22 protein-coding genes are annotated in these 19,574 nt (G+C 56.0%); 14 read left to right on the top strand and 8 right to left on the bottom strand.

The genetic code is table 11. The annotated features are described in order from the left end of the window. Positions 1-74: 74 nt before the first annotated feature. The 4 genes from ACR0D8_RS08815 to ACR0D8_RS08800 all read left to right on the top strand — a co-directional run bounded on the left by ACR0D8_RS08815 (position 75) and on the right by ACR0D8_RS08800 (position 3,456). A complete protein-coding gene (locus ACR0D8_RS08815) occupies positions 75-542 on the top strand; it encodes a c-type cytochrome (protein WP_480645785.1) in 468 nt (155 codons plus the stop codon). Between the two features lie 73 nt (positions 543-615). Next, positions 616-1,464, top strand: a complete 849-nt coding sequence (locus ACR0D8_RS08810) for a c-type cytochrome (protein ID WP_480646390.1) — start codon at positions 616-618, stop codon at positions 1,462-1,464. Between the two features lie 165 nt (positions 1,465-1,629). Further along, positions 1,630-2,511: a cation diffusion facilitator family transporter gene (locus ACR0D8_RS08805; RefSeq protein ID WP_480645784.1), complete on the top strand. Its 882-nt coding sequence runs from the start codon at positions 1,630-1,632 to the stop codon at positions 2,509-2,511. 162 nt (positions 2,512-2,673) lie between these two features. Further along, positions 2,674-3,456, top strand: a complete 783-nt coding sequence (locus ACR0D8_RS08800) for a hypothetical protein (protein ID WP_480645783.1) — start codon at positions 2,674-2,676, stop codon at positions 3,454-3,456. Positions 3,457-3,531: 75 nt separating this feature from the next. Here ACR0D8_RS08800 and ACR0D8_RS08795 read toward each other — a convergent pair whose 3' ends face one another. The 3 genes from ACR0D8_RS08795 to ACR0D8_RS08785 form a co-directional block, all read right to left on the bottom strand. Continuing rightward, the gene (locus tag ACR0D8_RS08795) at positions 3,532-4,179 is read right to left on the bottom strand and encodes a response regulator (RefSeq protein WP_480645782.1); all 648 of its coding nucleotides are present in this window, start codon (positions 4,177-4,179) and stop codon (positions 3,532-3,534) included. Then, complete coding sequence (locus ACR0D8_RS08790) at positions 4,176-5,579, bottom strand: sensor histidine kinase (protein WP_480645781.1); 1,404 nt, start codon at positions 5,577-5,579, stop codon at positions 4,176-4,178. The genes ACR0D8_RS08795 and ACR0D8_RS08790 overlap by 4 nt, the downstream gene beginning before the upstream one ends. A 103-nt stretch (positions 5,580-5,682) precedes the next feature. Next, positions 5,683-6,081, bottom strand: coding sequence for a MerR family transcriptional regulator (locus tag ACR0D8_RS08785; RefSeq protein ID WP_475164413.1), 399 nt, complete (start codon positions 6,079-6,081; stop codon positions 5,683-5,685). A 100-nt stretch (positions 6,082-6,181) separates the two neighbouring features. Between ACR0D8_RS08785 and ACR0D8_RS08780 the strand changes: the two genes are divergently transcribed. Further along, on the top strand, positions 6,182-6,505 hold the full coding sequence (locus ACR0D8_RS08780) for a hypothetical protein (protein ID WP_480645780.1): 324 nt from the start codon (positions 6,182-6,184) through the stop codon (positions 6,503-6,505). A 4-nt stretch (positions 6,506-6,509) separates the two neighbouring features. Continuing rightward, positions 6,510-6,728: a GDCCVxC domain-containing (seleno)protein gene (locus ACR0D8_RS08775; RefSeq protein ID WP_480645779.1), complete on the top strand. Its 219-nt coding sequence runs from the start codon at positions 6,510-6,512 to the stop codon at positions 6,726-6,728. Between the two features lie 411 nt (positions 6,729-7,139). On the opposite strand, the gene ACR0D8_RS08770 is transcribed toward ACR0D8_RS08775, so the two are convergent. Beyond that, complete coding sequence (locus tag ACR0D8_RS08770; protein ID WP_480645778.1) at positions 7,140-7,430, bottom strand: winged helix-turn-helix transcriptional regulator; 291 nt, start codon at positions 7,428-7,430, stop codon at positions 7,140-7,142. Between the two features lie 267 nt (positions 7,431-7,697). Here ACR0D8_RS08770 and ACR0D8_RS08765 point away from each other — a divergent pair, with 267 nt between their 5' ends. Continuing rightward, positions 7,698-8,462 carry a nuclear transport factor 2 family protein gene (locus tag ACR0D8_RS08765; protein ID WP_480645777.1) on the top strand — a complete coding sequence of 255 codons (765 nt, stop codon included), beginning with the start codon at positions 7,698-7,700 and terminating at the stop codon, positions 8,460-8,462. Between the two features lie 433 nt (positions 8,463-8,895). Here ACR0D8_RS08765 and ACR0D8_RS08760 read toward each other — a convergent pair whose 3' ends face one another. Then, positions 8,896-9,210 (bottom strand): HlyU family transcriptional regulator, encoded by a 315-nt coding sequence (locus tag ACR0D8_RS08760; protein WP_480646388.1) that lies wholly within the window; start codon positions 9,208-9,210, stop codon positions 8,896-8,898. A 307-nt stretch (positions 9,211-9,517) separates the two neighbouring features. Here ACR0D8_RS08760 and dctP point away from each other — a divergent pair, with 307 nt between their 5' ends. The 7 genes from dctP to ACR0D8_RS08725 all read left to right on the top strand — a co-directional run bounded on the left by dctP (position 9,518) and on the right by ACR0D8_RS08725 (position 17,345). Then, on the top strand, positions 9,518-10,510 hold the full coding sequence (dctP, locus tag ACR0D8_RS08755) for a TRAP transporter substrate-binding protein DctP (protein ID WP_475164394.1): 993 nt from the start codon (positions 9,518-9,520) through the stop codon (positions 10,508-10,510). Then, the gene (locus ACR0D8_RS08750; RefSeq protein ID WP_480645776.1) at positions 10,511-11,011 is read left to right on the top strand and encodes a TRAP transporter small permease; all 501 of its coding nucleotides are present in this window, start codon (positions 10,511-10,513) and stop codon (positions 11,009-11,011) included. Then, complete coding sequence (locus ACR0D8_RS08745) at positions 11,008-12,300, top strand: TRAP transporter large permease (protein ID WP_480645775.1); 1,293 nt, start codon at positions 11,008-11,010, stop codon at positions 12,298-12,300. The genes ACR0D8_RS08750 and ACR0D8_RS08745 overlap by 4 nt, the downstream gene beginning before the upstream one ends. 1,642 nt (positions 12,301-13,942) lie before the next feature. Further along, positions 13,943-14,938 carry a tRNA dihydrouridine(20/20a) synthase DusA gene (gene dusA / locus ACR0D8_RS08740; protein WP_480645774.1) on the top strand — a complete coding sequence of 332 codons (996 nt, stop codon included), beginning with the start codon at positions 13,943-13,945 and terminating at the stop codon, positions 14,936-14,938. 39 nt (positions 14,939-14,977) lie between these two features. Beyond that, positions 14,978-15,802 (top strand): sulfite exporter TauE/SafE family protein, encoded by an 825-nt coding sequence (locus ACR0D8_RS08735; RefSeq protein ID WP_480645773.1) that lies wholly within the window; start codon positions 14,978-14,980, stop codon positions 15,800-15,802. Beyond that, entirely contained in the window at positions 15,796-16,581 is a 786-nt protein-coding gene (locus ACR0D8_RS08730) for a hypothetical protein (protein ID WP_480646387.1), read from the top strand. The genes ACR0D8_RS08735 and ACR0D8_RS08730 overlap by 7 nt, the downstream gene beginning before the upstream one ends. A 35-nt stretch (positions 16,582-16,616) precedes the next feature. After that, positions 16,617-17,345, top strand: coding sequence for a SpoIIAA family protein (locus ACR0D8_RS08725; RefSeq protein ID WP_480645772.1), 729 nt, complete (start codon positions 16,617-16,619; stop codon positions 17,343-17,345). A gap of 276 nt (positions 17,346-17,621) precedes the next feature. Here the strand turns inward: ACR0D8_RS08725 and ACR0D8_RS08720 are convergent, their stop codons facing one another. Genes ACR0D8_RS08720 through ccmI form a run of 3 tightly spaced genes read right to left on the bottom strand, consistent with a single transcriptional unit; the run spans position 17,622 to position 19,564 of the window. Then, positions 17,622-17,855, bottom strand: coding sequence for a DUF1289 domain-containing protein (locus tag ACR0D8_RS08720; protein WP_480645771.1), 234 nt, complete (start codon positions 17,853-17,855; stop codon positions 17,622-17,624). Between the two features lie 18 nt (positions 17,856-17,873). After that, entirely contained in the window at positions 17,874-18,338 is a 465-nt protein-coding gene (gene ruvX, locus ACR0D8_RS08715) for a Holliday junction resolvase RuvX (protein WP_480645770.1), read from the bottom strand. Further along, on the bottom strand, positions 18,335-19,564 hold the full coding sequence (gene ccmI / locus ACR0D8_RS08710; RefSeq protein WP_480645769.1) for a c-type cytochrome biogenesis protein CcmI: 1,230 nt from the start codon (positions 19,562-19,564) through the stop codon (positions 18,335-18,337). The genes ruvX and ccmI overlap by 4 nt, the downstream gene beginning before the upstream one ends. Positions 19,565-19,574 lie beyond the last annotated feature (10 nt).

Here is a 19,574-nt window from a genome sequence, read left to right as displayed (position 1 = left end):
AGCGGTCATTAACAAACAATTACAAGCAAATTTGTTCAAGCTAACATTCGCCATGTTGAACAGGGAGAAACATCATGATCAAGAAGTTCTCAATCTTCGCGGCAGGTCTATTGTCAGTTGCCGTTATTGGCGCAGCCATCGCCCATGAAAGTGAAAACCCGGCCGTGAAAGCGCGAACCTCGATCATGCAACTCTATGCATTCAATCTGGGTGCACTTGGCGGAATGGCCAAGGGAGAGATTGACTATGATTCAGGGGCCGCTACACGGGCCGCAAATAACCTTGTTGTTCTGACGCAGATTGATCAATCTGCGATGTGGCCTGCTGGATCGGATAATGTGTCTGACCATTCCACACGCGCTCTGCCTGCAATCTGGGAAAACTTCCCCGATGTTGGTGCCAAAGGACAGGCCCTGGCGGACGCTGCTGTTGCGATGCAGGCCGCTGCCGGGCAAGATGTTGACGCCGTGAAAGCGGCAATGGGCGATCTTGGTGGAAGCTGTTCGGCATGTCACAAAGCGTACAGAGCGCCGAAAGACTAATTGGTAGATAGCCGTGAAGCGGTTTTTTCTTTTCACCGCTTTCGCTGCGCTTTTGGTTGGGTGGGCAGTATTGATGCTGACCCGACCGCAAGGAGTGGATCAGGCTCTTTTCGAAGGCGCAACTTCCGATCTCGCCAGAGGTGAGATCGTTTTCTACGCAGCGGGATGTGCCTCTTGCCACTCAGCGCCGGATGCGGTTGGTGAAGACAAGCTCATGCTCTCCGGTGGTCGCCGGTTTGAAACAGAGTTCGGCACGTTCATTGCTCCGAACATATCCAGTGACCTGGAAGTTGGTATTGGGTCCTGGTCTGCCCTCGATCTGGCCAATGCTCTGATCCATGGAACCGGACCCGAAGGGCAACACTATTACCCGGCGTTTCCCTATACGTCCTACGCCAATATGACGTCAGAGGATGTTGTTTCGCTCCATGCATTCCTCAGCACTTTGCCAGCGGTCGCGGTCGACAGCAAAGCGCACGAGGTTGGCTTCCCCTTCACCGTCAGGCGCGGACTGGGGGGATGGAAGAAATTGTATTTGGCGTCGGGTTGGGTTGTTGATGGTAATTTGACCGAACAACAAACTCGTGGGCGCTATTTGGTCGAAGCGCTTGGGCACTGCGCAGAATGCCACACGCCGCGAAACGGGTTAGGGGGCCTGAAACGTGATCTCTGGCTAACAGGTGCACCAAATCCAAACGGGAAAGGTCGCATTCCCGGCCTGACCTCGGACCAGCTCGACTGGTCCGAGGCTGACATTGCCGAATACCTGAACTCTGGCTTCACACCGGATTATGACAGTGCAGGTGGTGAGATGGTGGAGGTTATCGAGAACACATCTCGCCTCACGGATGAGGACCGTTTGGCGATAGCTGCCTATCTAAAAGCTGTTCCCGCGTCGTCGACTGGGCCTCCCTCGGAGTAACAGCCGTTTGGTGCCATGCCGCGTATGCCAGATGCTGTAACCGGTTGTGAGCAGGAAGCCGTTAGACCTATTTCCTTTTCACCAAACACCTGTTTTACGTTTTGAACATCGGAGCTCACCAATCGCCCGAGTTTCCGTTCATGATTGATTTAGGGCCGTGGCCGAATGACACAAAAAATCGCTCTTTGGTCCATTCCCATATCCATCGCGGTGTTGGCCCTGAAACTGTTGGCTTGGTGGCTAACCGGCTCGGTGGCGTTATTGTCGGACGCAATGGAATCAACCGTGAATGTCGTCGCGGCGCTGCTGGCGTATTTTGCGGTTCGGGTTGCCAATAAACCTCCTGATGAAAACCACCCCTTTGGTCACAAGAAAGCCGAGTATCTATCCGCCGTCGTTGAGGGCGTGCTTATTGTGCTGGCAGCGTTCCTGATCATCAGAGAAGCCGTGCAGGCCCTTCCCAATCCGCAACTTGACGATGCGCCACTGCTTGGAATTGCCATCAATATCGTTGCCACGGGCGTGAACGGTGCATGGGCCTACCTATTGCTTACGATCGGCAGACGCGAGGGGTCGCCCGCCCTGGAAGCAAGCTCCCGGCACATTTTTACGGATGTCATGACCTCAGTTGGTGTCATCGCGGGACTTATTCTCGCCCTTGTCACCGGATGGTTGATCCTGGACCCGGTTCTGGCAATTCTTGTTGCATTGAACATCTTGTGGGAAGGATGGAAAGTTATCCGGGCTTCAGTCGATGGTCTGATGGATGTGAGCCTTTCCGATCATGACTTGCAGACTGTTTCTAGTGCAATCGAAGCAAATCTCGGCGCAGCCTTAGAGTACCACGATCTCAAGGGGCGCAGATCCGCAAATGTTATTTTCGTGGAGTTTCATCTTGTTGTGGACGGCACAATGCCGGTCAGCGCAGCGCACGACATATGCAATGACATCGAAGAAGCATTGGAGCGTATGTATCCGGGGTCTGTCTTTGTCATTCACCTTGAACCTGATGACGAGTTGAAGGGCGACGGAGTTAGTTCCCACTAAACTGGTAATAGGGCTTTTCTAAACCAAACTCGGTTGGTCTTGCTTTTTGACTACGACGTTCGGCTTGAATTTCGTCAGACCTAAGCCCGATGTGGGCAAGCCAGACCAGAGTTAGTCTGCCTCCAATGTCATAAAACGTGGCGATCAGAATTGGAGGCGAAAATGAAAATTCAAAGAAAGCTTGGTCAACTTCTTAGTACTGCGGCCTTGGCTTCGTTGATTGTAGCGACGCCTTACGTACCAGCGTTTGACGCCGATGGTCGCCTACATTTTGAACCGTCATATGCCTTTGCCAAGAGCGGCAAGGGGAAAGACGGGGATGGTCGCGACGATGATCGCGACGACGATCGGGATGATGATCGTGATGACGATAGGGACGATGATCGCGACGATGACAGAGATGATGATCGTGACGACAATTCAGGATCAGGCAAAGGTGGTCGCGACGACGATGATGATGACGACGACGATGACTCCAAACGCTCCAATAGAGGCAGCGGAAAGAAAGATCGCTCTCAAACTGGGGGCAAGCCGTCGGGTTCGGCTGGGGTAACAAAGGTCGAAACAAACGCTAACGGCATTGAAGTGCGTTACGCCGACGGAACCAAGGAAGAGATCGAAAACGGGCGGTATGAGAGAAAAAATGCTCAGAACCGAACCGTTGAAGAACGCCCCGCGACCGGTGCTGACGTCTCAAGGCTGCGGTCTTTGGCGAATGGTATTTCAATCGATAGCGTACGCTCTGCTGGGCAAGGCGGCACTGCTGGTAGCCGTCCCACGAAAATTGAACGCCAGGGCAACAATATCGAAGTAAACTATGCCAATGGCTGGAAAGAAGAGATTGAGTTTGGGCGCTACGAGTTGAAAGACCCGTTCAACCGGACTGTTGTTGAACGAAACGCAACAGCCTCTGATCGCCGGAGGTTACAGGCGGTTGCCAACTGAACAACAGCTTCAGTCGATGATCCGTTGGCGGCTTTTCTTGGCGAGGGGCCGTCAGCGTCGTCATAGAGACCGCAGTTAGTCCTCCTTATTCCAAACATCATGGGCAATGAGGGCGGCTTCTACCCGATTTCGCGCATGAAGCTTGGACAGGATTGCTGTCATGTAATGCTTCACGGTCTTTTCCTGAAGGTCCAATTCCTCAGCGATTTCCCGATTGCTAAATCCTTTGGCCACACGTCGAAGAATTTCTTCCTCTCGATGCGTGAGGTCATCGAGAATGCTGCTGTTCTTAGATGTGGCGGTGTCAGTCCTTATTTGAAGCAGTACACGCGAGGCCAAGCCCGGAGAAACGAACCCTTCACCCTCGGCGATGCTGCGCAGGGAAGCTGTCAATTCGCTCGCCGTCACTCCTTTCACGATGTACCCTATCGCGCCCGCCTCCAATGCGTCCGCGACATCGCTGCTGTTCTCCGAGACCGTCAAGATTGCGATGAAGGGCGGATTTGCCATTGCCGCGATTTCTCGCGTGGCTTTTATCCCACCGCCGGGCATCGAAAGGTCAAGAACAGCTATGTCGGGCTGGTGCGCATCGACCAGCGACACTGCTTCTTCAGCGCTGGACCCGGCAGCCAAAACTTCGAATCCTTCAGCTTCATCCAATGTGCGTTGCAAACCATCCCTGAAAATTGGATGATCATCGGCTATCACAACAGATGTAGTCATGATGCACCCAGCTTTCTGGGAAAGAGTGTCATGGCAATGGTGGTGCCTTCACCGGGTCTCGACGCGACTTCGAACCTGCCACCAATACTTTCGACCCGATCTCGCAAGCCCATAAGCCCCTGGCCGCCATCGTCACGCAACGCGGTTTCTTCCGACCTGTCAAATCCAGGTCCGTCATCTTTGACCTTTACAACTATGCTGTCGTTTTGCGCCTCAGAGATAACAGTGCAGTTGGAAGCCGGGGCATATCTCGCGGCATTGGAAAGCGTCTCCTGAAGAAACCGAAAAACACACAGTTTGTCTGATAATGACAACTCCGGGACCTGGCTACCCCGGAACGAAACATCTGGCCGCAACGGGCTGTGTTCGGCGTGATCCTCTACGGCTCTCTTCACAACATCGACGAGTGACAAGCTGTCGATATCCGGGGCCGAAAGCCCTCGTGATATAGCACGAATTTCAGCCAGAGATTTTTGCAAAGATTGCTGAATTTCCTCTGCCTCTTTAGGCCTTTCGGGCCCTTTGGAAAACGCCGCCTCCAGTCTAAGGGCGGCCAGCGACAGGTATTGTGCCGGACCATCATGTAGCTCTGCACCAAGTTTCTTGAGGAACCGATCTGTTTGCGTGGCATACCTTTCTGACGCCTCGACCACACGCGACCGCAGCAAGGCATTTTGCTCCGCCATCCTCTCACTTTCTGTCAGGCGCTGTTTAAGTAGAGACCCCTGTCGTCGAATAGTTTTGTCGCCAATTGCGACGATGGAATACAGAACAATCGTACTTGCCAGAAATGCGGAACCGACGACCAGCCAACTTGTTCGCCTGGCCTTGGCCAAGTCTAACTCCAGCTGATCGGCCCTTTCGTAGAACTCCGCAACCGCGATGATTTCGCCGGACCAGAGTTCGCGGATGGGGCTGTAAACTTCAAGTAACGGTATACCCAATGCCGCCTCGGCGGCGCTCTCGGCATGATCAAGCTCTTCGAAAGAGCCGGAGATATCACCGTTCCATGCCCGCCTTAAGTCGTCCGTTGGATTGAAACGGTTTCCAATGATGTCTGTATCCGAGGCATGTGCAATCACACCGCCTTGCTTCCAGAATTTGTAGGAGACAATGCGGTCACGCATCGGCTGGCTCATGAAAATCTCGTCCAGCGCCAGGCTCGCCTGCTCAGAAAGGCGGTCGCCATGTGCCAATTCCTGGCTGAGCGGAGAAACAACGCTTTCCATATACAGCGCCGCGGAATTGGCGGAGTTCTGCACGACTGCGTTCTGAATTCGATTTGACACCCAGATCCCGACTATTGCCGTAGCAGCGCCCATCACGAAGATGCTGGCCGCAAGAAAGACTCGCGACAACGACCAATTTCCAATCGTCAGGTCATCTATTTTCGCTCTCATCGTGAAATCGACTATGAACTACAACCTGTTATCGCACCACAGACCTTGGTCTGACGTGATCTGGCAATATCTCAGACACTGAGCTTCGGCACAGTGACCAGAGTCAGATTTCATCCATCGTTCTCAAGCTTTGCAGCATCGGGCAGTGAACGTTTCCGCTATTGCAATTGGCCGTAAGCTCGCTCAAGGCGCGTTCCAGGCGTCTGAGCTCATCAATCTTGCTTCGAACGCTGGCAATGTGTGCCTCGGCCAGTTCTCTCACTGATCGGCAGTCTTCAGCACTTCCTTCTGACAGCTCCAAAAGCGCCTTTGCGTCTGAAAGAGGAAACCCCAGGTCACGGCACTTCTTCAAAAATCGCAGTCTTCCCACCTCGCTTGCTGAATAGAGGCGACGGTTGTTCAGCGCTCGTGCGGGTTTTGGTACGATACCTTCGCGTTCGTAGTAGCGGATGGTTTCTATTCCGACCCCGCTTTGCCGAGAAGCCTCACCTATCGCAATCACGCGAAGTGCCCCCTCTTGATCCTGTAGCCGCTACAGGAGTTATACACCCTGAATGTCGACGCCTCAACACAATCAAATCGAGTATCTTGGGGAGCGAAAGGTGAAGAAATATGTGACCCTCAGCTACCTGGGATCGGTTTCCGCTCTGGGGGTTGCTACATGCTGTGTACTTCCAATGGTCATGATGTTGCTCGGCTTGGGTGGCAGTTGGTTGGCGGTATTCGGACAAATTGCGGCGGCAAGCTATTATGTTCTCGCCGCCTCAACAGCGCTGGTCGCTGTTTCGTGGTTCGTATCGCATCGAAACGGGACGTTGGTAAATCTGAAATGGTGGCTTGTCGGAAGCACGGCAATCACCGTGCTGGCATGGGCTATCGTGTTCAATGAGGTTCAAATCAACGACTATCTAATCATGCAGATGTGAAACAATGACAAATCAAACTGTGGTGCTCGATAGCACTTTGACCTGCCCTCAGTGTGGGCACGTTGAAACCGAAAGAATGCCAACCGACTCGTGCCAATGGTTTTATGAATGCAGATCATGCAAGGCGGTTTTGAAGCCCCTAGAAGGCGATTGCTGTGTTTTCTGTTCGTACGCAACGGTTCCGTGTCCGCCAATTCAGTTGGGGAACTGCTGTTGTGGATAGGTCTTTCGATGGGCTGTCCTCTTCGACGGCCGGTAAAACCGAATGAACACAGGATCAAAAACTTTAGGCTCACAACGGCTGTTCGGTGCGTGATTCTTGATTGACTGGCGTGGGTGCCTTGAAAACGGTCAGTGCCGGCTTCCAGCATTTCGCGGCTGTTCGTGCAAGGTACAGCATGTGGAAATAAGGGCTCTTCCCAGCCATTGGAGGCGGCGCAGCATTCGTTTTGCTGTGTGGTTCTGCCACCTTCAAGGATGGCCCGTTTCGGACCTTCGGCGTGGTGCCCTGATGCTGCGATGCTCTTGTCGAACCTGCCATTCGATGCAATTGCAGATTCCTTAGTTGAGTGAATTTTCGGTCTACGCAACGAAGCCGCCGCTCACAGAGCTCGGTTTTAGTTCCACTTTGAAGTCAACTTGCCTGATCACGATCGAATTGCATTCTAAATTGTCTGACTTCATCCATCTGTTCATGAGACCAGAAGACGAGTGGCTTTAGCATCTCAAGTAAGCTGCGACCCAAAGGTGTCAATTCATAGGATACAGCGACCGGGGGTCCGGGATCTACGGTGCGGGTCAAGTAACCATCGCGCTGCAATCCGCGCAGATTTTCGGTGAGCACACTTTGCGTGATGTCTCCGATGCAGCGCTTGAGGTCGCCAAATCGTTTTGGCTCATCCTCCAGCGCGAGGATGATGATCATCCGCCACTTTCCGGTGACGTTGGATAGTACGGAACGGATGGAGCAGCTGGAGGCTTCTGCTTTGTTGGCAACACCTATCGGTAGCATATCAGTCTCTGGTATTGTTATGAAACTACGGGCACCATAGCCATGCCTTGGCTATTTCACAACAACTTGATCTATATGGCAGTAGCGTTGAACATACCAAGTCAGTTCAAAGTACGTAATTGCAATGTGGTATGGTTTTGCTACCACGTATCGAGAGGATACGAATCAAAGGATAAAGCCATGTCTCCCAAAGAACTTGTAATCGCGCTCTTCACCGCTGCATTTGCTGATCACGACCCGGAAGCTGCGCGGCAGTTGGTTACTCCGGATTACATACAGCACAACCCCAAGATCCCGACCGGGGCTGAGGGTTTGATAGGCTTGATACCCTTGGTCGAGCAATCCGGAATGACCGCAACCACCCATAGGGTCATCACCGAAGGTGATTTGGTGGTACTGCACAGCACTTTTGATAACGCAGACGCCTTTGGTGCACCGACCCTTGCCGCTTTCGACATATTCCGGGTGGAGGACGGCAAAGTTGCCGAGCATTGGGACAATCTTCAGCCAGTTCCAGAAACGACCGTGTCCGGCCGTGGTATGACCGATGGAGCGACGGAGATCACTGATCTCGACAAGACCGAAGAGAACAAGGCGTTGGTTTTAGGATTTGTGCGCGACGTCTTGGGCGGTGCCGCGCCAGAGAAAGCTTATGAGTATTCTGACGTCTACATGCAGCACAATCCAATGCTTGCCGATGGGATCGATGGTTTGATGGAAGGCACCAAAGCCTGGGCTGAACAGGGCAACGTCATAACAAAATTCGAGCCGCAGATCGTTGTGGCAGAGGGCAACTTTGTCTTTGTCGCCTCAGATGCGACAGTCAGCGAAAAACCCTGGGCTTTCTTTGACCTTTGGCGTGTTGAGGACGGAAAGATAGTCGAGCATTGGGACGTTGTATCGCCCACTCCGACGGAAATGGCGCATGGGAACGGCAAGTTCTGAATTTTGATGAGGGCCGGCGGGTCAGAAGTAACTGACCCGCCGCCTTGGACCGGACAAACGAACTGAGAACAGAATAAAGCAAGCTGGGTTCAAAGCCGACTTCGAGAGCTGCGCGGCATTTTGGCCCAGCACACCCAACTGGTTCTGAAAGGACGGCCCAGAGCTGCAATCTAGCTTGGGTCAGTGATGCTGCGCTTACAGCCCGTAATCCCTACAATTGCGGCATGTACAAAAATCTAGAACCGGTCGACAGGTCGCTTTGTAGACAAATCAGCGTAGTGAATCTGCGGTGGAGTCGGCATCAGCGCCGTGCCGGAATATCTCAGGTGCTCGACTTCGACGCCTTCCGGATCGCAGCTATGCTGAACCGAGTACCGGCTAGAGCCGGGCTGCTGGTCTCGCCGGCATTGAATTGGCTTAAGTTCAGTTTCGCTCAGGACGACCCATTCGCAAACTTTTTGGGCTGCTTAGCGGGCTTCGATTTGCCGGTTTCCTGTACGAAAATACGTTCGCCCTGCTCGTCAATCACCTGCTTCGCCTTGGCGATGCTGGAGCTTTCGGCCTGATCCCGGACTTCAAAGACATCCGCTCGGATCACCACATAGGTCTTGTGTTCGCCGTCGAAAGTCCTTTCGATACGGGGCGGCAGACAGTACTTGCCGACCTCCGCCATTAGGTCAGGAAAGATGTTGAACCCCTTGTACAGGACCGGATCAGGATCCGACTTTTCGCCGCCACCGAAGAGTATTAAGAAGAGTTACACGGAGCGGTTCCTTGCTGTGTTGCTCGTATCTGAGACTAGCGCTGCTCAAGGCAGGGTAGAAGCGTGTTGTGCTGTCAATTCTCAGATTCCTCCATCCAAAATCACTCTCCATGCATGGTCTGAATGTCCCGATCCGCGGTGAAGGACCGGACCCCAGAATAAGCGTTTCGGACACGGGGGCCTCCATATCGTGTCAGACCGGCAGTTACGGCGACTTACGCGGATGCCGCTTGGCTCAATTGGGTTCACATGCAATGCTCCAACTACAGAACGACAAAAGGGGAGTTGTCAGATGAAACACCACCTGCTTGCGCTGACTTTTGGTCTAACGGCCACCATTGGTTCGGCCGATGAATGGCGCTTCAACAACTTCTTGCCCGAAACTCGACCGGAATCCGCCGAACTGTCGCAGTTTGTCGACGAGGTGAATGCTGCAGACACTGGCACCACGCTAAAGATTTACAGCGGCGGATCGCTCGGGCTTCCAAATACGGACGTGTTGCGCTTTGTGCCCAAGGGCGCCGTCGAGATGAGCCTGATGTGGGCGAACTACCTTGGCCGCGACGCGCCAGAACTCAGCTCGGTCGTGGTTCAGGGTACCATTGCGTCGGTTGAAGAATTCAAGCAGGCACTGCCTGTCGTGCGGGAGATTTATGCCGAAGCCTATTCGGATTGGGGCATTACATCCGTGGGCTATGCGGCCATCCCGATGCTGTCGGTATCGGTCTTTTGCAGGGACGAGCCGGTGAACACACTGGAGCAACTGAAGACGAAAAAGTTGCGCGTCTGGGCGCGCGATCAGGTAGAGGCCTTTACCCGGCTTGGCGTAGCAGCACAGATCATTCCGCAGGAAGAGATGTATGTGGCAATGAAAACCGGCGTTGTGGATTGCGCCCTCTATCCGGCGCTCTACGCGCATACCGTGTCGCTGCAGGAAGTGTCGAAATATGGGTCATTCCTTTATCCGATGGCGTCTGGCCCTTATGTAATTGGCGTTTCGAACGACCAGTGGGATGCGGCGGATGATGCTTTCAAGGCTGCCGTTTCCTCCGCCGCTGATGGCCTGTGGGAACGAACCAACCAATACGACGACGATCTCGAACGAGAGATGGCGGCCCGTGAAACACTGGTCGAGCAGGGCATTGTCTGGGGCGAGGACTTTCCCGAGGCGGACCGAGACGCATTTGTTGGAGCCGTGACGGGCATTTGGGCCGAATTGGCTGAGGAAGCAGGCGGCAAGGCCCCACAATACCGTCAGCGTGTATTGGACGCTCTGGGTCGCTAGTTGCGCGTCCAGAACTCAATCGCGTGGCTGCTTGAAAAAGTGGCCCTCGCTTGCGCAGGGCTGGCCGCGTTCGGGATCGTGACGATCATCGGTTTTATTGCCACCAGCGTCGTACTGAGAAAATTCGCGAATTCACCGTTGCATATGACCGAAGAGGTCGTAGGCCTGTTGCTTAGCGTCAGTCTCCTGATGGGACTGCCGATGGTCACGCTGAGATCCGAACATGTGAAAGTGTCACTGCTGACGAGCGCTCTTGGTCCCGTTGCGGGCAAATGGGTAGCGGCGGCTGGAGCGGTGCTGAGCATAGTTTTCTTTGGATGGTTGTTGGTTGAATCCTATGAGTGGTTCGAGTTTGCCTACCAACGGAACTTGAAAACGCTGACTTCCCGGATCTTGCTTTATCCGTGGATGGCGATGCTGCCTATATCCTTGATAATTTGCACAATGATCCTGCTTGCCAGGCTCGCGGGAATCCTACCCGAACCCGCGCAGCGCTCATGAGCCTGTGGACCGCCTTGATCGGCGTGCTGGTCGCCACTGCAAGCACCGGTATGGCCCTTGGAGCAGCGTTAGGTTTGACCGGGATGGTCATTCTGTACTTCTATTCCAACGGGGCGACCTCACTGGCTATTGACGCCATCTGGAACGTCTTCAACTCGTTCACGCTCAGCGCCGTGCCGGTGTTTATCCTGCTGGGCGAGATTCTATTGCGCAGTGGCATCAGCAAACGCGCTTATGCCGCGTTCTCCCTGATTTTCCGCCGCGTTCCCGGGGGTCTATTGCATACCAATATTGCCGTTTGCACACTGTTTGGCGCGGTCAGCGGTTCAAGCCTGTCGACTGCCGCCGCCGTCGGGTCGGTCGCCTATCCTGAAATGACGCGTCGCGGCTACGACAAGGATATGATCGTCGGCAGCCTTGCTGGAGGCGGCACACTGGGACTGCTGATCCCGCCGAGCCTCTCGTTCCTGATCTACGGTGCTCTTACCGAAACATCCATAGGACGCCTGTTTGCTGCCGGGATTGTACCTGGATTGATGGTCGGTTTGATGTTCATGACGTACATTCTGATCCGCAGCCTGCGAACACCTTCTCTGGCTCCGCGCACAGCCGAGGCAACGGATCTGTGGCAAGTCATCATGGGCTTTCGCGAAATCTGGCCCATCCTAGTATTGATCATGGCCGTCATAGGTACCATCGTGGGTGGGATCGCCACCCCGACCGAGGCTGCGGGGCTGGGCGTTGTGATTGCCATAATAATCTCTTCGGTGTGCGGAGATCTGACGCTGCGCAAGCTGAAAGATGCTGTCTTCAATTCGGTGCTGTTATTTTCCTCCATCGGGTTTCTGGTGTTGGGTGCCACGATACTTGCTCTATCGGTCAGCGTGCTGGGGGTCCCTCAGAAAATCCTTGAGACAGTGGCGCATTCGGGTTTGGGCCCCTATGCCGTTCTGGCAGTGGTTCTGCTGACTTACCTGATCCTCGGCTGTTTCTTCGACGGTTTGTCGCTGATGATCATGACGTTGCCCGTCGTGTTTCCGCTTTTGACCGGGCTTGGGTTCGACCCAATATGGGTTGGCGTCATCATCACGATTGTGATCGAGATCGGTCAGGTGACACCACCTGTGGGGTTGAATCTGTCCGTGTTGACATCGCTTACGCGCGGCGAGGTGCCTTTGGGACGGGTTGCGATCGCTACGGTGCCTTATTGGCTCATCCATCTGCTGGCAATCTTCCTGCTGGTTTTGTTCCCAGCAATAGCTCTCTTTGTGCCGGACGCATTGTTTTAGCGGGAAGGGAGTTCGGGGCCATTCTGTTTTGCAATCGCACCGGTTATTCATTTCAACTCTTCGGAGCTATTTAGATTAGACTGAGAATGTGTAGTTCCTCGGGTGCCTGAAATACTCGCCTTCGATTAGTGCAGGTGCACATGTCAGGTTCTGTCCAATGCGCAAGCCGCCATCGCCAACGGACCAATCCGGACTCTCAGCGCAACCCCTCAATGCTGCGATCGCACCCCGCTTTCCGGCTATTCGCTGCGCCCGCAAACTCATCAGCGGAGCAGATGATAGATGTGGCAACGCTAAAATAGATGCTACAGAAGAAATTCTGAGACCCAGTTCAAGAAAGAAGCAGACCAAAGGATACAAGCCGCGTCGAGCCCAAGCCACTAACCGTCTTCGAGATCCTTCTACGCTACCCAAGCCGAACCGTAGGTTTTGCTCACTATTTTGCAAGCCGAAGGAATCGCACCCAACGCTGAATTGATTATCAAACCCACACCCAGATCATTCGGAAAAGCCGCGCAGGCGGTAACTTTTTTCGGCCTTGATGGCTCCAGGTGTCTTGATGCATGTGATAGGATCTGAAACTTCCTCTGGCATAAGCGTATCGAAAGGGATCGGCAAAACCCAAGAATACGGTGATCATGATTGTGCGCACCTCGTCTGAAAGCAAAGCCTCTGTGCTGACGAGTTGCGACATCACATGGGCCATCTTTGTGGCGACTATGAATATACCAACGCCGCGACAACTCCGAAGTTTTGGAGGGTCTTCGTACCCGGATGTTCCGTAGTCAGGAAACCTGTATTGTAATATGGGCTCAGGATCTCTTGAGACGCAACTTAGCTCAACTCCGATTGGCCGATATACCACTTCGAGAGCGTTCAAAATGCTGCAACAACGGCGGATTCTTAGGAGACTAGAATTTCTGCAGTCGAAACGTCTAACCCGGAAAGCCGTGGCGGCAGCACTCGCATCAATCCGAAGCTTGCATTGATGTATTTCCAATTTGTGGTTTCGACATCGTTCTCTACAGCGGCTCGGAGCTGTGAATTCTATTCCGAGCAGAGATTTGGCCAAACCCTGAACTGTGCGTCATGAGGTCAGCAAAACTGAGAGCATCGAACCCTTCGCCGGGCTACCAACCACTCGGCAAGAACGGCGCGACGGAATCAAACGGGCTCTTACCAAGGTTTTGGAGGAGCCGCAGGGTGGCAATCGCCGTAAATGTTTGGCTTGCGCTGGCGACATTGCTCTCTTTGTTCACAGCTTGCGGTCGTTCTGGAAGATCGGAAGATGTTCGGGCAATGCCTTCAGCAATTCCGTTCCCGGTTCCACGTACCTCGCAAGCAAAGGCGCTGTGTGCTGTCGTTGAGATTGGTCTCGGAATACATCTCATCTCGGTTTCGGTGATGGGGATGTCGGCTCGAATACCCAAATTTTTTTTGGGTTTGATAGCCGATTTCCGGGAGGGCGACGGAAAGAAGGGAATTGGGGTGCCCGGCTCAGAAACCAGCAGCATTAGGGCCGCTGTTTGTGTTCTCCGGATGTGCTACACCGTAGCACGTTCGAATCGAAAAACCCAAGAAACACCGCGAAATCAGATGAAATCGTGCTACACGACATTTAGATGCGATTGGAGTTAACGCTTTGAAAAACAACGCACAAAATGCGGCCCGGTTGAGCGTGGCTCCGATGATGGACTGGACTGACAGGCATTGTCGGTTTCTGCATCGGCTGCTCAGCGCGCAGGTGCTGTTGTATACCGAGATGGTGACCGCACCGGCACTGGTGCGGGGTAGGGCGTTGCATCTGCTGGACCATAACCCGCAGGAGTATCCCGTGGCCTTGCAACTGGGCGGTTCGGATGCGGGCGAGTTGGCGCAGGCGGCGCGGATGGGTGCCGAGGCAGGGTATGATGAGATCAACCTGAATTGTGGATGCCCGTCAGATCGCGTGCAGTCAGGCACCTTCGGCGCGGTGTTGATGAAAGACCCGGCCCGCGTGGCCGAATGTGTCGCCGCGATGCGTGACGCTGTCGATGTCGATGTCACCGTGAAATGTCGTATCGGAGTAGACGAGCAGGAACCCAAAGACGTTCTGCCCAAGTTTTTGGAAGATATTCGTTCCGCAGGTTGCCAGCGCGTTACGATCCACGCGCGCAAGGCCTGGCTTCAGGGGCTCAGCCCCAAGGAAAACCGGGATATTCCGCCTTTGGATTACGGTCTGGTCCATCGAATGAAGACCGCGTTTCCGGATCTGCACATCTCGATCAACGGTGGCATCACATCGCTGGAGCAGGCGCGCACGCATCTTGAGGCCGGTCTGGACGGCGTCATGATCGGACGTGCCGCGTACCACCAGCCGACCGACATTCTGGCCGGGGCCGATCCGCAAGTATTCGGGGCGGGTCAGACGGCCGATCCGATTGATGTGGTTCAAAAAATGGTGCCTTATGTCGAACGGCATCTTGCCGACGGCGGGCGGTTGCACCAGATCACCCGTCATATGCTGGGTCTTTTCGCGGGCCGTCCCGGTGCGCGAGCGTGGCGGCGGGCTTTGTCGGAAGGCGCGGTGCATGACGGCGCCGGACCCGAAGTGATGTTGCAGGCGTTGGAGCGCGTGGCGCCTCTAGCTGAGGTTTGAACGGAATAAGATACGGCCAAAGGCCGGTATGGGGGAAGAATGCCCGAGACGATGTTGCTGGCCCAGATGCTGGGCCTTTTACTTGTGATCGGGGCACTGGCCGGAGTGCTGGCCGGGTTGCTGGGGGTCGGCGGGGGCATCGTGCTGGTGCCCGCTTTTTTCTATGCGTTCCAGACACTTGGCTATGGCGGCCCGCAACTGATGCAGCTGTGTCTGGCAACGTCGCTGGCGACGATCATAGTGACCTCGATCCGATCAGTTCTGGCGCATAACAAGAAGGGTGCCGTGGACTGGGACATCCTGCGCGGCTGGGGGCCGGGGATTGCGATTGGCGCGGTTTTGGGCGTATTGGCCGCCTCGGCGCTGCGAACCGAAGCGTTGCAGGCCCTGTTCGGCCTGCTGGGAATGGCCATCGGGGCCTATCTTGGGCTTGGCCGGTCCGAATGGCGGCTGGGCGATGCCATGCCCAAAGGGGTCCTGCGGGCCGCTTTGTCGCCTTCGGTCGGTTTCCTATCGGTCCTGATGGGAATCGGGGGCGGCAGCTTTGGTGTCCCGCTGATGAGCCTGTTCAACACGCCCATTCACCGCGCCGTAGCAACCGCTGCCGGCTTTGGTGTCATCATCGCGGTGCCCTCGGTTCTGGGCTTTCTGTTTCTGGATATCCCTGCCGAACATCGTCCGCCGCTGACAATCGGCGCGGTCAATCTGGTGGCCTTTGCCATCGTTGTAGCCATGACGATGATCACCGCGCCCTGGGGCGTAAAGCTGGCGCATGCGATGGACCCGAAACCGTTGAAACGGGTCTTTGCGGTGTTTCTAACCCTTGTGGCTCTGAACATGTTGCGAAAGGCGCTGGGATTTTGACCGTGTTCCACGACAAGGGCTGGATCAAGTTTCCCAACGATCCGGCAATCGCTGATTGGGTGAAGCATGCATTGCCGGTTGCCCGCGCCTCGGTCACGGATCCGGCTCATGCCGAGTGGCTGGAATGCGAAGGCACATGGTTCATCGGTGTGGATGCGCTGGACAACGATCCGGCGGGCCGGGTTGGGCGTTCGGGCGCGTTGTCGGGGCAGGCGATGGCGTTCATTGCCGAACATTATGGTCAACTGCCGCTACATAAGGGGCAGGTCTCGGTGATCTATCCCGGCTATCCGCGCCCGCGGAAAGGTGAGGGTGAGGGCGCGGCGCGGTATCGGTTGAACCGCGACGCTGCCCATGTGGACGGGTTGCGGCCGATGGGCCCGGATCGCCGTCGACGGGTGGATGAACCGCATGCCTGGATTCTGGGCATTCCGTTGAACGAGGCCAGCGCAGACGCCGCCCCGATGGTGCTGTGGGAGGGCAGTCACAAGGTTCTGCGCGCAGCGTTCGAACGCGCGCTGTCCGGACACCCTCGCGACAGGCTGCATGAGGTTGACGTGACAGACATCTATCACGCCGCCCGGCGTGAGGTGTTCGAGACCTGCCCGCGTATCGAGCTGCCGGCAAAACCCGGCGAGGCCTATCTGCTGCACCGCCACTGCCTGCACGGGGTCGCGCCATGGGGGCAGGACGCCTCTGCCGGACCTGATGGACGCATGATCGTTTATTTCCGCCCGGAATGCGCCGGGGGTGTAGCCGAATGGATCGAATCCGCCTAACGTCCCGCCATTGTTAAGGTTTGGAGGTTTGTTCGATGATTACGGTCCATACGAATTCCGACGGGACATTGATCGAGGTCGAGTTGTCCGGCGAGGTTACAAGCACCGATTACAGCCAATCTCTGGTTCCCGCGATTGAGGCGGCGTTGGAGGAACATGACACAGTGCGCCTGCTGGCGGTCGTTCAGCCGGAATTCAAAGGGTATGATCTGGGCGCGGCCTGGGCCGATACCAAACTGGGTCTCAGTCACTGGCGCGGGTTTGACCGAATCGCGGTGGCGGCCGATCAGGGCTGGGTTCAGACCAGTATCCGGTTGGCGGCCCCGATCCTGCCTTGCCCGGTACAGGTATTTGAGCTGTCTGATCTGGAAGCCGCCCGCCGCTGGATGCGCGAATCTCTGGGCGCCATTCACGTCACCGATCTGGGTGGCCCATGTGTTCAGATTAGCCTGATGGGGAAACTGGACCCCGAGGAATACAAACAGGCCGAACAGGATCTGGACAGCCTGCTTGCGGGCAAAGATGGGTTCCGGCTGCTGATCGATCTGCGCGAGTTTGACGGCTGGCAGGGCCTGACGGCCCTGGCGGCGCATTTCCGTCTGGCGCGGGGGCATATGGGGCTGTTGGACCGTGCCGCCATTGTCGGAAACAAATCCTGGCAGCATATGGCGCAACGGGTAGCCCGGCACATTCTGGGTGCACGGACCGAGTTTTTCCCCTCGGAGGAGATCGAAAACGCCAAGTCATGGCTTGCGGCAGGGTAGGCCCGTTTCACCTGTTTCAGCTGTGGGTTCGAGTGGCCGTTTGACGCTTACGTGAAGTCAGCCCGAAACGGCCACAGTTTTTCTTGATCGATTGGTCAAAAAAGAATTAGACAGGTACTGTTCCTTCGGCAAATCACTTCGGAAGAACATACGAACCGGAGCGCGCCGCTGTGGGTTGCCACTCACTCACTGATTGTCTTCGAACTTGACCCCCTCGGAGTTCAGACCAGCCTGCAGCGGCGCAGGCTCAGCCCCCAACGTCTTGGAAAATCATCGTCACGAATTGTTCATACGTGCGGCACGGCCGCCGCGGCGTTTGCTCAGCCGGGGTTTGCGCGATGGCAGGTCTTCCATGATCTCGGCGCGTTCGGTGCTGTCCATTCTGGACCAGCGCGAGATTTCGTCCAGCGTGCGGTAGCAGCCGGTGCAGATGCGTTCAGTCGGGTGCACGACACAGATCTGGACGCAAGGGCTTTCGACCTCGTTCCTTTTCCAAACCATGTTCGTCATTCGCGTACCCCGTCGCATCTAAAGAAAGCGCAGCCTGTCCAGCGCTCCTTGCAGAATATAGCCGGCGGCAACATGGTCGATAACCTGTCCGCGACGTTTTCGTGTCGTATCCGCCTCAAGCAGTGCCTTTTCTGCCGCAACGGTGCTGAGGCGTTCGTCCCAGAAACCAATCGAAATGTCGCTGAGACGGGAAAGATTTCGGGCAAACGCACGGGTGGACTGGCAACGCGGACCTTCGGTGCCATCCATGTTTTTCGGCAACCCCAGAAGGATGCCGCCAATCTCTCGGTCTGCGACGATCTCAAGCAATCGGGCAGAGTCCTGCGTGAACTTCTTACGCCGCACCGTCTCCAGCGGGCTCGCGACCGAGCGCATCCGGTCGGAAACCGCCACGCCAATGGTCTTTTCGCCAAGGTCCAGTCCCATGAGGGCCGTCATCGGGGCAAGCGAGCCTGCGAATTCTTCAAAAACGTCGTGGATCATTCGGAAATCCCCGCCTGACGTGCTGCGTTCGCCAGAACCTCAAGGGCGGGTTCATTGCCGGCAAATACGGCTACGGCCTCGCTGTAGATGCCCGTTGCCTGTTCATGATCGCCCACAACGCCCAAGGCTGCGATCAGGCGCGCCCATTCCTCTGGCGCGCCGCCTTCGGTCGCCAGCCGGTCAGACAGCTGATTGATCATGCCAAGGATCATGTCCTGCCGTTCCTCGGGGCTCAGCGATGCTGCTGCGTCGATGTCATCCTGATCGGGGCCGGGGGCGGGTTGAGCGTCCGGAATCTCCGGTGCGTTGAACACGCCCGCGCGAAAGGCGACCTCGTCCAGTTGTGCGCGGATGGCCTCGGCCCAGGGTGCCCCGGCAGGGGCAGTGCGCAAGGCGTCGACCCATACGCGATACCCGATATCCGGGCGTCCGATCTGCACCATCATCTGTCCCAGATAATACTGTGCCGGTCCGTGGTGCGGGTCACGACGTAGCGCCTGACGCAGCGCCTCTTCGGCCTCGGGTGAGACATAGCCGTTGGCCGCCAGAACCATCATCTCGGCCAGATGCGAATAGGCGTCTGCCGGAGCAGTGTCGCCTGACAATTCGATCACGCGCTGCTGTGCTTTGTAAGCGGCGGGAAAGTTTCCCGCATTCGCTTCGTGCTGAGCCAGCAGGATATGCCCTTGCAAGTCGTCGGGGCGCGCGGCAACCGTATTGCGCAGCTGGGCCAGAAGGTCCGCATAGCTTTCGTCCAGTTGCGGCAATGGCGCAGCCGGTGCGGCAGCTTCGGCCTCGGCCTGACCCGGGCGCTCGGCGCGCAGAGTTTCCGCCATTTCGAGCCGCAGCGACAAAGGCTGATCCGGAAGCCCGGCCGCGCCCATCTGGCGATACATCCAGACACCTCCGCCCACCAGCACACCCACCAGAGACGCGACCGCCACGGCGCTGACCCAGAAAGGCGGCCCGGACTGAACGGTCTGAGATTGCATCTGCGCGTCCGCGGCCAAAATACGGCGCGAGATTTCCGTGCGCACCCGGTCCGCGTCCGCTGCGCCGATGACGCCCCGGGCCAGATCGCGGTCCACCCCGGCCAGCTGCTCGCGATAGACTCGCAGATCATATGCCGCGGCAGGCTCGCGCGTTTTGCGTCCGCGCAGCATGGAATAGCCCAGGAACACCGCGATCAGCAGTGCCGTTACTATGGTCAGGCCCCAGAATGTCATGGCTTCTCCG

It is taken from the genome of Ruegeria sp. BG10 (assembly GCF_056538575.1).
Note: the sequence above shows the minus strand (reverse complement) of the source record. Positions and strands in the feature narration are given on the sequence as shown.

What these genes read in the sequence shown, in the direction of transcription:
- ACR0D8_RS08735 (WP_480645773.1), top strand. Translation starts at nt 14,978, where the DNA reads ATGCCCGAGACGATGTTGCTGGCCCAGATGCTGGGCCTTTTACTTGTG.
- ACR0D8_RS08790 (WP_480645781.1), bottom strand. Translation starts at nt 5,579, where the DNA reads ATGAGAGCGAAAATAGATGACCTGACGATTGGAAATTGGTCGTTGTCG.
- ACR0D8_RS08805 (WP_480645784.1), top strand. Translation starts at nt 1,630, where the DNA reads ATGACACAAAAAATCGCTCTTTGGTCCATTCCCATATCCATCGCGGTG.
- ACR0D8_RS08795 (WP_480645782.1), bottom strand. Translation starts at nt 4,179, where the DNA reads ATGACTACATCTGTTGTGATAGCCGATGATCATCCAATTTTCAGGGAT.
- ACR0D8_RS08800 (WP_480645783.1), top strand. Translation starts at nt 2,674, where the DNA reads ATGAAAATTCAAAGAAAGCTTGGTCAACTTCTTAGTACTGCGGCCTTG.
- ACR0D8_RS08720 (WP_480645771.1), bottom strand. Translation starts at nt 17,855, where the DNA reads ATGACGAACATGGTTTGGAAAAGGAACGAGGTCGAAAGCCCTTGCGTC.
- ccmI (WP_480645769.1), bottom strand. Translation starts at nt 19,564, where the DNA reads ATGACATTCTGGGGCCTGACCATAGTAACGGCACTGCTGATCGCGGTG.
- ACR0D8_RS08770 (WP_480645778.1), bottom strand. Translation starts at nt 7,430, where the DNA reads ATGATCATCATCCTCGCGCTGGAGGATGAGCCAAAACGATTTGGCGAC.
- ACR0D8_RS08745 (WP_480645775.1), top strand. Translation starts at nt 11,008, where the DNA reads ATGAGCCTGTGGACCGCCTTGATCGGCGTGCTGGTCGCCACTGCAAGC.
- ruvX (WP_480645770.1), bottom strand. Translation starts at nt 18,338, where the DNA reads ATGATCCACGACGTTTTTGAAGAATTCGCAGGCTCGCTTGCCCCGATG.
- dctP (WP_475164394.1), top strand. Translation starts at nt 9,518, where the DNA reads ATGAAACACCACCTGCTTGCGCTGACTTTTGGTCTAACGGCCACCATT.
- ACR0D8_RS08765 (WP_480645777.1), top strand. Translation starts at nt 7,698, where the DNA reads ATGTCTCCCAAAGAACTTGTAATCGCGCTCTTCACCGCTGCATTTGCT.
- ACR0D8_RS08810 (WP_480646390.1), top strand. Translation starts at nt 616, where the DNA reads ATGCTGACCCGACCGCAAGGAGTGGATCAGGCTCTTTTCGAAGGCGCA.
- ACR0D8_RS08775 (WP_480645779.1), top strand. Translation starts at nt 6,510, where the DNA reads ATGACAAATCAAACTGTGGTGCTCGATAGCACTTTGACCTGCCCTCAG.
- ACR0D8_RS08815 (WP_480645785.1), top strand. Translation starts at nt 75, where the DNA reads ATGATCAAGAAGTTCTCAATCTTCGCGGCAGGTCTATTGTCAGTTGCC.
- ACR0D8_RS08725 (WP_480645772.1), top strand. Translation starts at nt 16,617, where the DNA reads ATGATTACGGTCCATACGAATTCCGACGGGACATTGATCGAGGTCGAG.